We start from the raw sequence: 11,526 nt of genomic DNA, 5'->3' as shown, positions 1-11,526 counted from the left end.
TATTGTTGTTTTTTGGCATATCAATTCTCCTCAGGTTATTGTCGTAGTTTTATTATACACTTTTTTCTATACGACAACTATCCTAACACATAGGGCCGCCTGAGAAGAAGGGCTCTGAGGGTCCAGTTCAGGAACGTCGGGAACAACAAAACGTTAGGCAACACTAACACTATTTATTTAAAACTTGTGGTAAAAAAGGAGAAAAACATGGGAATAGACAATATAATAGAAACGGATTTTAGTGGATGTATCTCTGTAAAGAAATGTGGAGAAGTAGTTTTTCAAAAATCTTATGGATATGCTGATTTACCCAATAAAATAGAAAATGACGTTTGTACCAAATTTGCAACAGCTTCTGCTGGAAAGGTTTTTGTGGCAGTTGGAATTTTGCAACTTGTTGAGCAAGGGAAACTGCATTTGGATGATACTATCGGTAATATTTTGGATTTTGATTTAAGGAATATCGATAAAGATATTACAGTTAGACAATTATTATGTCATACCTCAGGAATTCCTGATTATTTTGATGAAAGCATAATGGAAGAATATGATGAGTTGTGGCGTGATTATCCTAATTATAAAATCAGAACTAGCACTGATTTAATTCCACTTTTTATAAATAAGCCTATGAGGTATTCAGCAGGAGAAAAATTTCAATACAATAATACTGGATTTGTCATATTAGGCTTAATAATTGAAAAGGTAACAGGCCTTCTATTTGATAAATACTTATTAGAACATGTTTTTAATCCTTGTAGCATGTTAGACACAGGATATTATGAACTTGATAGACTTCCTGCTAAATGTGCAAATGCATATATTTATGATGAAAAACGTGGGGAGTTTTATACAAATATTTATAGTGTAGATGTAAAAGGAACCGGTGCAGGAGGAGCATTTACTACTGTTTTAGATATAGAACGATTTTGGGAGTATTTATTAGGTGGAAAATTACTTTCCCATAATATGGTTAATCAAATGTTAATCCCACAAAGTCATACAAATAGTCAATATTATGGTTATGGCATTTGGCTTGATAAAACTGATGATAATACCTATATTCCTTATTTTCAAGGGTGTGATCCAGGAGTGAGTTTTATATCATCATACGATATGAAAAATAATATATGTATTACAGCGGTAAGTAATTTTGGAGACAATGTATGGAAAATAAGAAAAAATATTTCAAAATTCATTTAATTAATTTTTGATTATAGATATTTAAGCAGAAGAATGGGCGAAAGAAAATAGATGTTCTGAATTACTTCTGACGCAGAATTACATAACACTTTGAGTATAGAAGTGCATAAAAGGATTGGTTTTGAAGAGGTAAATAGAGTTGTTTGTTTTATAAAAGACATTAAATGATTTACTATACCTTTCGGCAAGACTAAACACTATGTGAAAATAGTCACTTTTGGAAAATACTTATGGAGGGAAAAGAAAATATGATAACAGTCTACGATCAAATAGGTAAAACATATGATACTACTCGAAAGGCTGACCCTGAGATAGTCAATAGATTATACTATCATCTACAATTAGATAAAGGAGCTGCAGTTTTAGATATCGGTTGTGGAACTGGAAATTATACAGTCGCATTAAATCAAAAAGGATTGTCTATGACCGGTATGGACATTTCTTCTACCATGATTGATAGTGCTCAGGCGAAGAAACCAGATATGAATTGGGTTAAAGGGGATTCTAGTTGTATTCCCTTTGAAGACTTTTCTTTTGATGGGGCTATTAGTAGCTTGGTGATCCATCACTATAATGATCTGGAAGGACCGTTTCAGGAGGCTTATCGTATAATTAATAATGGAAGGTATGTTATATTAACATCTTCACCTGAACAGATGCGAAATTATTGGTTGGTAGAGTACTTTCCAAAAGCTATGGAATCATCATGGTTGCAAATGCCTTCAGTTGAAAAAACGACTGAAAATTTGAGGCGCGTGGGTTTTACAATCGTCGGCACAGAAACTTTTATGATACAACCAAGTTTACAGGATTTCTTTTTGTATAGTGGTAAATATAATCCTAAAATTTATTTAGATCCAATAGTCAGAAAAGGGATTTCTACTTTTGCTTCACTGGCGGATAAGGAAGAGATAAGGAAAGGATGTCAAAGGCTAAGAGAAGATATGGAAAGTGGTAGAATAAGTGAAATCCTTTCAAAATATTCTAGTATGAATGGTGACTATGTATTCATAGTTGCTCAGAGACAGGTAGCGATCAAACAAGGAGGCGTAAAATGATTACTAATGAAAATGATTTGAAAATATCTGAGATGTTAAACTTATCATATAAGTTATGGGAGAAGCACAGCAATACATGGTCACCTATGGAACCAGAATATGCAAAAACATTCATTCTTTATATGATTGAAGAAATTGGTGAGTCTATTGCAATTATAAAGAAAAAAGGTGAAGCAGAAATAATGAACAACATAGAAGTTAGAGAACATTTCGTTGAGGAATTAGGAGATGTTTTGATGTATTTTATGGATATTCTCAATAGATTTAATATTTCTTCTGAAGAGTTTTCAAGAATTTACCTAGAAAAGTTTATGAAAAATATGGATAGAGATTACGAAAATCAATATAAAAACTTGAAGTAAAAAAAAGTTACTAATAAATATTAGAGGAGTTAAGGGACATGGAAAAACAACTTGAAATTGAATTAATAATTTTTGATATGGATGGATTAATGTTTGATACAGAAAATATCTCGTATATAGCTTGGAAAGAAGCGGCAAATCAATATAATTATCAAATTAGCAGAGATTTATTTGAGAAAACTGTAGGGACTAATATAACTAAAACAAAGGAAATATATGTAGATTATTTTGGAGAAAAATTTCCCTTTAATTTAATCAGAGATGAAAGAGTTAAAATATCAAATGAATTTATTAAAATAAATGGGGTTCCAATAAAAAAAGGACTTTATGAGTTGATACAATATTTAGATGGAATTAACATAAAAAAGGCTGTTGCAACATCGACAAGTAGAAATAGAGCATTAAATCTTCTAAGCCTTGCAGAAATTGATGGGTTCTTTGATTACATATTATGTGGAGACGAGATAGAAAACTCCAAACCAAATCCAGAAATCTTTTTAAATGTTGCAGATAAACTACAGTGTACACCAAGTAAATGTTTGGTATTAGAGGATTCAGAGACAGGAATAAGTGCTGCGTATCAAGCAGGAATGATTCCTATTATGATTTCTGACTTGAAAGAGCCTAGTGAAGAAATTCAAAGTATTATACATTGTAGAATGGATAATTTATTAGATGTAAAATCATTCCTTGAAGAAAATTTTTAATAGGATTATATGAACTAAAATGACTTAAAAAGGTGGGATTGAATGAATGCATTTTTGACAGTTATACCAATTATACTGATAAGGTATGGACTATTAAGTATAATAAACAAAGAAGCACTTAAACGTGCGGGTTTCTTTGCTCCTTTAATAGGAAGAGAAAAAGTAGTATTCTGGATTTATTAAATTACAACAGTTCTTATTGTACTATATTTGTTATTACTGAAAATCAGAACTGACGCTGATTGGTTTTATATAGGTCTGATAATATATGGTTTAGGAATTATTGTATATATTGTATCTATAATAAATTATGCTAAGCCTAAAATGAATGGGATAAAGCTAAATGGGTTATATCGAGTATCCCGCAATCCTATGTACATAGCATATTTCATCTGTTTCATAGGGTGTGTATTACTTACATATTCATGGATATTACTTATGTTAGTAATAGTGTTCCAAATATCATCGCACTGGGTTATTCTTTCGGAAGAAAGATGGTGTATCGAAAAATTTGGAGAAGAGTATATAAAATATATGAATAAAGTGAGACGTTATATTTAGGTAAGAAATTCCCCCCTCCAAATCTTATTGTTGGAAGCCATACATATACTGAGATATTTGGATTAGACAATTTAGGTAAGTTGATTAATGAAAAATATCCTATGGTGGAGATTATAAGGATTGAAGAAGAGCATATTGAGTTAAAAGGGTAATGAGATTAAAGTTGAATATAAAAGAGCTGTAAAGGTTAGAAAAAGAAACTGAAAGAAAATAGTTTCTTTTTTTGTTAGGTAAATTTCTAGAAATTAGTGGTAAAAGGTACCATGAAGAGTATTTAATAGAAAAAGCAGAATTATATATTAAAATACACACAAAAGTTCTATAACGTAGTATAATTAAGAAATAAATAAAGAAGTTAAATTACTGTTATTGGGGAGAGGTAAAAATGGATTATTTAGAGTATAGTACAAAGGTGAAAAGTAGATACAATGGTTCAAAGAGCATAGAAGGAAAAGAAAACTTAATTGATGTATTATATGATGAAAAATTTGAATGGAAATGGTTTGCTACTAAACTAAAAATGTTCAGTTTTATAAGTTATAGCAGTATTGTTGAGGAAAACACTATTAAAGCATATTCGAAGACAACTTTTGAATATGCCAGGAAAAATTATAAAGGACTTCCAAGAGGTATACAAAATGGCTTTACTTCATTTGCTCTATTGGCAAGTGAAGATATTAGTAAAGAAGCCATAGATTTTGTACAAAGAAGACCAACTAAACATTTCTCAGCCTTTGAGATGCCAATATTATATGATCTCAATAGAGAGGTTTTATATTTTTATAGAAACACTCCTATTTGGGGACAGATTTATTATGAGTATTTTAGAGAGTATATCTTGAAAAATTTCAGTTGTATTTCAAGCTGACATAATTATATCTAGTTCAAGTGGACGTGCAATGATATTCAAATGAAGAAGGATTATATTCTATTAATAAGTCTTGTTAGGTTCAATTGTGTGTAGATATAAGTAACAATTTATTTATTGAAAGACTGGTTGATGATTTTTGAATTTTTTAATATGGATGGCTATTGGTATGGCATGTGGTACAAGCATGGGAAAGGAAGAGATGAAAAAAAAGCTTGGATTGAGAATTCAAGATTTATATCAAAAGAAAGAGATACGACTTATTGATGATAATGGAGAAGAGATTAACTACGATAAGGTAATTCATTTATTATTTGATAAAAAATAACACTGAATTATTGGTCAAATTGCTTGATAGATTTAAAAATAAAACTTAAAAGAGCAGTAAATGAGAGAAAGGAAGAAAGAAATGAACGTTATATCTATAAAAAAACATCCTGAATATAAAGACAGAGCAATTAAATACTTTCAAAGCAAGTGGGCAAGCAAAAATAGCATGAAAGTATATGAAGACTGTATAACAAATTGCATCACTACTTCTAATCCATTACCACAATGGTACTTATTGATGGATAACGACAACATAATTGGTTGTGCCGGTCTTATTACAAATGATTTTATTAGTCGTATGGATTTGTATCCTTGGGTTTGTGCTGTTTACATTGAAAAGGAATATAGAGGAAATGCATATGGTTCTATTCTGTTAGAGCAAGCAAAGAAAGATGCAAAAGAAGGTGGCTTTCCGCATCTGTATCTGTGTACAGATCATATTGGATATTATGAAAAATATGGATTTCAATATATTGGCACAGGATACCATCCTTGGGGAGATAACTCTCGTATTTATGGAATAACTTTATAATATGAAAGCATTAAATTCAAACTTGATACAAGGCTTAGAAAGAGAACGATGCAAAGGAACCATTCATAACATAATGTAATGTACAAATTACATAGTTGGGGGATATATTATGGGATTTAAAATTTTACCTCGGAGGAACGCATAAATGAAAGGTTTAGTTGATCTAAGCTACACTATAGAGAATGGAATACCAGTACATCCATTTAATAGTGAGGTAAGGCTATATCAAAATAGTTTTTTAGATGAGAATAAATACAATAATTCAAGATCAGAAACTGGAGCTAGTGCATTTCTGGGGGGAATTATTATTAGATGAGAGTAAAGAAGTGTATTTAGAAAATTATAATACAGTTATGAAAATTTTAGATTAGAGGGGAATAAATATGAATATTGATATTGTTCAAGTTGGAATAGAGGATAAAGAAGTATTAAGAAACCTTTTAGAAAAATACAACTATGAATTCTCTCAGTATAATAATAGAGATGTCAACAAACTTGGTCTTTATGGTTATGACTACTTAGACAATTATTGGACAGAGAAAAATCGGTGGGCTTTTTTTATAGTAGTTGATGATCATTTAGCTGGGTTTATAATGGTTAATGACTATCCTGAAGTTCAAGAGGAAAAAACAGACTATACATTGGCAGAATTTTTTATTATGTTAAAGTATCGCAGATGTGGTATTGGCAAGTATGCAGCATATAAAGTGTTTGACATGTTCAAAGGCAGGTGGCAACTTAAAAGACATCCTAAGAATTTAGCTTCTGTATATTTTTGGGATAAAGTTGTTAGAGATTATACAAAGGGCAATTATAGGCTTGTAAAATCTTATCAAGGAACTGAATACGAAGATGGTACATTAGGCGATATATTCTTTTTTAAGAATTAAGAGAGGTGAACCATGAAAGGATTGGAAAATAGAGAAATAAAAAAAATTGATAAGTTAGTTCTTTATGTTTTAGCAGTTAATATTGTACTCTTATTTGTATTTACGATTGTAGATTATAATGGTATTGTCTCATTCATAAATTTTTTTAGTTTCATTTTTATAGTATTTGTTTTGTTAACTCATAATGATAGATTTGCTATAGTCACATTCATAAAGTTTTTACTTTTTCTTCTATCGGTTGTTTCTTTTTATATGATTTTTTTCTCAAAGAATTATGAATTGAAGAATACATATTGGGTGGGTAGTATATCTTTTCTTTCGCTTTTTGTAATTCAAGGAGTTGAGTCAATGATTCAATCCTACGAAGATTGCAAATTAAAGGGAGAGATATTCTATCAAAGGATCAAATTATGGAAGGTGTTATTAAGTTTTTTAAAAGTTGGTTTGTGTTTTTTTATATTACATAGCTTTTTCAATCTGGTAAATATCCCAAAGAATCATATTGTAATAGAAGATGTTAAATTGCCTGTATCAATATCGCTATACAAGAATATAAGGGAAAGTAAATTGGAGCAAGATAAAATCAACTCAATTTTAAATAATGAAATTCAAATTCAATCCAGTGACATAGAAAAGATCACTAAAGAATTAATCACATCATTAAAAATAAAAAGGCTTCAGAATTTAACAGGTATAGGTTATTTAAATTACTTAAGATTAATAAGTGATGTTCAATACTATCGTATGTCATTTTCCACTCCTTCATTAAATGAGAATCATATTTTAGAAAATGGTTATATAGATCAATTGTTTATTACACTTGATAGGCAGGTATATATTATAGAATATAGAAGTAGAAAAGGGTTATTTTCTAATAATTATTATGTGTACCCTATTACTTTATCTGATGAAGTATTAGATTTAATTTTTAGCTATATAGATGAGTCCATCTAAAAAGTCAAATCAGCTAAGTTAATCAATTAAGATGTAGGCAATAAAGATATACGTATTATACTTACCATCACTATTTCAACTTGCATATGGGGTAAGGCATTACTCTGTTGATGAAGGGAATGATTTTGTCAGGAATAAACTAATAAGGTTATAGATTGTAAAAACTTATAATTAAATTATGGGGGATCAAATGATTAAGAAAATATGTTTTGTTTCAAATTTGTGTTTGCTGTTATGGTTTTTTTTAGATATGGTGGGAGTAAGTTTTAATGGTTATATATTAGTTACTAGGGCATATAAAGATGATGGCATATTTTTTGTTTTATATTTAATATTATTAATCTGGTTTGTTTATAAAGAGAAGTCAGGCAAATATTTACTAACAGGTTGGCTTTTTATTTGGTTTTTAGCCCAAGTTTTATCCCATTGGTATTTTACCATATTTGGCCCCTCACAGGGAAAAATGAATTTTTTTGCTGATACGATAAAATTAATATCATCTCCGAGTATTTATATACCTGACTTATACCACATTGTACTACATATATTAATTCTTATTGCCTTAATATGTATGATAATTTATTGCATTATTTCAAGAAAGACAAAAGAAGTCAATAGGATCAAGATATAGATTAACAGAGTTTTATTGGTGATTTTGATGATGAATTCCAATATGTGACGAATAGGCATATCCTATTATGTTGTGATATTAATAAAAAAGGCACACTACTCTTTTAGACATATTTTATAATTTTAAAAAGGGGAAATCAAAATGATAGAAAAGCACTTATCGGGGACGCCTATCCATTATTGGATAAAGGAAAAAGAGTTAGCGGAAAGTATTTTGTTTGTTCATGCTGCTTTTGCAGATCATACGAGTTTTGACGAACAGATTGAGTTTTTTGCAAAGGAATATCAGGTAATTACCTTAGATTTAATTGGACATGGAAAATCAATTAAAACTCAAAAAGGTGATAACATTAGCAAAACTGCTGACTATATTTATAAACTTTTAGAAATTGAAGGAATAAATAAAATTCATCTTGTAGGAATCTCTATCGGGGCGCTTTTAATACAAGATTTTGCTAATAAATTTCCTGACAAAGTAGCTTCATTATGTTGTATAGGCGGGTATAATATAAATAATTTTGATTCAGCATTACAAAAAGAAAATAGTGGTGAACAAGTAAAAATGATGTTAAAAGCTGTTATTTCTATTAAGTGGTTTGCTAAAAGTAATAAACTTATTTCTGCTTTTACAACAGAAGGGCAAGAGAAATTTTATAATATGAATATTAGATTTAAGAAAAGGTCATTCATGTATTTGGCAGAATTAAAAAATCTTATTAATAAATTCAAAGTAACTAATCGTACTTATCCTATTTTAATAGGTTGTGGTAAATACGATATTCCTATGGCAATTAAAGCAGCTAATATGTGGCATGAAAGCGAGCCGAAGAGTAAAATGGTAGTATTTGAAAATGCAGGACATCTTGTTAATATGGATACACCCCAAGAATTTAATGAAAACTTAATCATATTTCTAAAAGGAAATTATGAGGTATAGAAGAGTGAAAATGGCTTATTGATAAAAGAGATGAAGTCGTAAGTGTGTTTAGAATTCGCCATAGAGTCGATAGTGCTTTCCTACAATCGATAGGGCATATAGGTTACGAAATCAATTCACCGTAAGATGGGTTATGGAACGAAATATTAAAACTTGGAAACGTATGAATTTTTAAAAATAGTATTTAATGAAATTTAGTTCATCTTTTTCTTATATTTAAAATGAATATCAGTACAAAATCTAACTGATCTATTAAAAAGATTTAGAGGAATTGATTCAGAGTATGTAGAAAGGGAGAAATATAATGACAAGGTTATATATAACGAGACATGGTCAAACAGAGTGGAATGTTGAAGGAAGATTACAAGGTCAAAAAGATTCAAAATTAACAGAGTTAGGTGAAAGTCAAGCAATTTGGCTTGGAGAAAGCTTGAAAGATGTAGAAATTGACATAATTATATCTAGTTCAAGTGGTCGTGCAATGAAAACAGCTGAATTAATTCGTGGGAATAGAGATATAGAAATAATGTCAAATGATAATTTAAGAGAGATACATCTTGGAGAATGGGAGGGACAGCTACATCTAGAAATTGAAAAGCATTCTCCAGATGAACAAAAGAATTTCTGGAATTTTCCTCATTTATACAAGATAAAAGATGGAGAAACATTTCAACAAGTTTTTGATAGAGTAACGAATGAAATAGAAAGAGTACTTTTAGATTTTCAAGGAAAAAACATCTTAGTTGTTACCCATGCAGTTGTATTAAAATCTCTTATCACGTATTTTGAAAACAAAGAGATCAAAGATTTATGGAGTGGGAAGTTTATGAATTCTACTTGTTTAAATATAGTGGAAATTAAAAATGATAGTAGGAAGTTTGTTTTGCAAGGAGATACATCACATTATCCAACTGAAGAAGGATTATATTCTAATAATAATTGTTAAATCCAAATTTCAAAAAAACAACAAATAAATACTAATGGTAATGAGAGCTATGGATATGAAAATGAAAGAAATAAAAAAATGAGTTCATTTAAAAAGTCTAATCAGCTAGTTAATCAATTAAGAAGTAGGCATTAAAGATATACGTATAATAAAAGAGAATAGCAAATGGAGATTCGATAAAGATGATAGATCTAATCCTTGAGTCATCAAATTTAAAAGATTACTTGGCAGAGGATCATTACGTTGATTTTAGCCATTTAGTTATTAGAGAAAAGGTTAAGGAACTTTTTCGAGATTGTGAAAGTGAAGTTTCAAAAATTAAAAAAGCATTTGAATTTGTTCGCGATGAGATTGCGCATTCTTGGGATATTCAAAGTACACGTATTACAAAAAGAGCGTCTGAAGCAATGATGTATAAGGAAGGTATTTGTTATGCAAAATCTAATTTATTTGCTGCATTATTACGTTCTATCAATATACCAGCTGGGTTTTGTTATCAACGACTTACTATTGGTAATACCCCTGAAACAGGATATTGTATTCATGCTTTGAATGCCGTTTATATATCAGAAATTAATAAATGGATTAGGTTAGATACAAGAGGAAATAAAGAGGGCATAAACGCCCAGTTTTCAATTGATACAGAACAATTGGCTTTTCCTGTACGTCATTATTATGATGAAAAAGATTATACAATGATATATAAGGAGCCAAATAAAAAAACCATTGAAGTGTTGAATAGTAATGAAAATTGTCTAGAGATGTACAAATATAATTTGCCTACAAAAATTTAATCTAGGAGGACATATACTTGAGACAGGATATTATTGATTCACTAAAAGATGAGGTAAAAAGAAGGTGTGAGAGTGAAGATAATTATTTTGGTTTTGGAGGGTATTATCATATAAAAGCTGTTGTTAAAAACGCAAGTTTCTTAGCTGAGAGTTATGGTGCCGACATTGAGGTTGCGACAATTGGTGCTTGGCTTCATGATATTGCTTCTATTACTGATTATAATTTTTATGAAGAACTAAGGCATTACTCTGTTGATGAAGGGATTGAATTTGTCAGGAATAAACTAATAAGGAGCTACAACAAATTATCAGATGAAAGCAAAGAAGTATATCGTGATAAATATGAAGCTGTTATGAAAATTCTAGATTAGTAATTGATAGAACAATTAGTTTAGAGTATTTGAAGCAATAATTCAAAAGCAATTGTTCTATAGTATTGGAGGTGTTTGTTATTATAGTAATAATATTTTTTATAGTTATAGTTGCTGTAATTACTTTTGGAATATTAAAAACAACTCAGGTAGATAGTATTAAAGTAATGCTCTTAGGTATAGGGGTAGTTCTTTTTAGCAATTTTGTACTTGAGATAGGTTTAGAAAATGGGTTTGTTTTCTTTAGTTATATAATAGGTTTTGGAATTATATTTGGTGGTTTTATGAGCAATAGTAAAATAGGTCAGTAAAATAGCAAGCTGAAACGTATATTAGTTCATATGAAGATGTATATGCTGGAGTTAAAACCATAACAACAACTAAGA

Annotated in this window: 17 protein-coding genes; all 17 read left to right on the top strand. The window is 29.6% G+C overall.

From position 1 onward, the window contains the following. Positions 1 to 207: 207 nt before the first annotated feature. The 17 genes from EDC18_RS02595 (at position 208) to EDC18_RS02525 (ending at position 11,451) form a co-directional block, all read left to right on the top strand. Positions 208 to 1,200, top strand: coding sequence for a serine hydrolase domain-containing protein (locus EDC18_RS02595; RefSeq protein WP_132249952.1), 993 nt, complete (start codon positions 208 to 210; stop codon positions 1,198 to 1,200). A 248-nt stretch (positions 1,201 to 1,448) separates the two neighbouring features. After that, positions 1,449 to 2,258, top strand: a complete 810-nt coding sequence (locus EDC18_RS02590; RefSeq protein ID WP_132249950.1) for a class I SAM-dependent methyltransferase — start codon at positions 1,449 to 1,451, stop codon at positions 2,256 to 2,258. Further along, a complete protein-coding gene (locus EDC18_RS02585) occupies positions 2,255 to 2,620 on the top strand; it encodes a MazG nucleotide pyrophosphohydrolase domain-containing protein (RefSeq protein ID WP_132249948.1) in 366 nt (121 codons plus the stop codon). Before EDC18_RS02590 ends, EDC18_RS02585 begins: the two co-directional genes overlap by 4 nt. 38 nt (positions 2,621 to 2,658) lie before the next feature. Further along, positions 2,659 to 3,327 (top strand): HAD family hydrolase, encoded by a 669-nt coding sequence (locus EDC18_RS02580; RefSeq protein WP_132249946.1) that lies wholly within the window; start codon positions 2,659 to 2,661, stop codon positions 3,325 to 3,327. Between the two features lie 42 nt (positions 3,328 to 3,369). Next, entirely contained in the window at positions 3,370 to 3,510 is a 141-nt protein-coding gene (locus tag EDC18_RS14985; protein WP_442929339.1) for a hypothetical protein, read from the top strand. Positions 3,511 to 3,651: 141 nt separating this feature from the next. Beyond that, a complete protein-coding gene (locus EDC18_RS14980; protein WP_442929338.1) occupies positions 3,652 to 3,888 on the top strand; it encodes a methyltransferase family protein in 237 nt (78 codons plus the stop codon). A 385-nt stretch (positions 3,889 to 4,273) separates the two neighbouring features. Then, complete coding sequence (locus EDC18_RS02570; protein ID WP_132249944.1) at positions 4,274 to 4,756, top strand: hypothetical protein; 483 nt, start codon at positions 4,274 to 4,276, stop codon at positions 4,754 to 4,756. 202 nt (positions 4,757 to 4,958) lie between these two features. Next, positions 4,959 to 5,084, top strand: a complete 126-nt coding sequence (locus EDC18_RS14825) for a hypothetical protein (protein ID WP_279230889.1) — start codon at positions 4,959 to 4,961, stop codon at positions 5,082 to 5,084. An 81-nt stretch (positions 5,085 to 5,165) separates the two neighbouring features. After that, on the top strand, positions 5,166 to 5,618 hold the full coding sequence (locus EDC18_RS02565) for a GNAT family N-acetyltransferase (protein WP_132249942.1): 453 nt from the start codon (positions 5,166 to 5,168) through the stop codon (positions 5,616 to 5,618). Between the two features lie 145 nt (positions 5,619 to 5,763). Beyond that, complete coding sequence (locus EDC18_RS14475; RefSeq protein ID WP_165878440.1) at positions 5,764 to 5,934, top strand: hypothetical protein; 171 nt, start codon at positions 5,764 to 5,766, stop codon at positions 5,932 to 5,934. 67 nt (positions 5,935 to 6,001) lie between these two features. After that, positions 6,002 to 6,508 carry a GNAT family N-acetyltransferase gene (locus EDC18_RS02560; protein WP_132249940.1) on the top strand — a complete coding sequence of 169 codons (507 nt, stop codon included), beginning with the start codon at positions 6,002 to 6,004 and terminating at the stop codon, positions 6,506 to 6,508. 348 nt (positions 6,509 to 6,856) lie between these two features. After that, complete coding sequence (locus EDC18_RS02555) at positions 6,857 to 7,462, top strand: hypothetical protein (protein WP_132249938.1); 606 nt, start codon at positions 6,857 to 6,859, stop codon at positions 7,460 to 7,462. Positions 7,463 to 8,234: 772 nt separating this feature from the next. After that, positions 8,235 to 9,029 (top strand): alpha/beta fold hydrolase, encoded by a 795-nt coding sequence (locus EDC18_RS02545; protein ID WP_132249934.1) that lies wholly within the window; start codon positions 8,235 to 8,237, stop codon positions 9,027 to 9,029. 304 nt (positions 9,030 to 9,333) lie between these two features. Further along, positions 9,334 to 9,975, top strand: a complete 642-nt coding sequence (locus EDC18_RS02540) for a histidine phosphatase family protein (RefSeq protein ID WP_132249933.1) — start codon at positions 9,334 to 9,336, stop codon at positions 9,973 to 9,975. A 182-nt stretch (positions 9,976 to 10,157) separates the two neighbouring features. Next, positions 10,158 to 10,769 carry a transglutaminase-like domain-containing protein gene (locus tag EDC18_RS02535; RefSeq protein WP_243115041.1) on the top strand — a complete coding sequence of 204 codons (612 nt, stop codon included), beginning with the start codon at positions 10,158 to 10,160 and terminating at the stop codon, positions 10,767 to 10,769. 17 nt (positions 10,770 to 10,786) lie between these two features. Next, positions 10,787 to 11,140, top strand: a complete 354-nt coding sequence (locus tag EDC18_RS02530) for an HDIG domain-containing metalloprotein (protein WP_132249931.1) — start codon at positions 10,787 to 10,789, stop codon at positions 11,138 to 11,140. Between the two features lie 71 nt (positions 11,141 to 11,211). Continuing rightward, on the top strand, positions 11,212 to 11,451 hold the full coding sequence (locus EDC18_RS02525) for a hypothetical protein (RefSeq protein ID WP_132249929.1): 240 nt from the start codon (positions 11,212 to 11,214) through the stop codon (positions 11,449 to 11,451). Positions 11,452 to 11,526 lie beyond the last annotated feature (75 nt).

This window comes from Natranaerovirga pectinivora (assembly GCF_004342165.1).
Taxonomy (GTDB): domain Bacteria; phylum Bacillota; class Clostridia; order Lachnospirales; family DSM-24629; genus Natranaerovirga; species Natranaerovirga pectinivora.
Note: the sequence above shows the minus strand (reverse complement) of the source record. Positions and strands in the feature narration are given on the sequence as shown.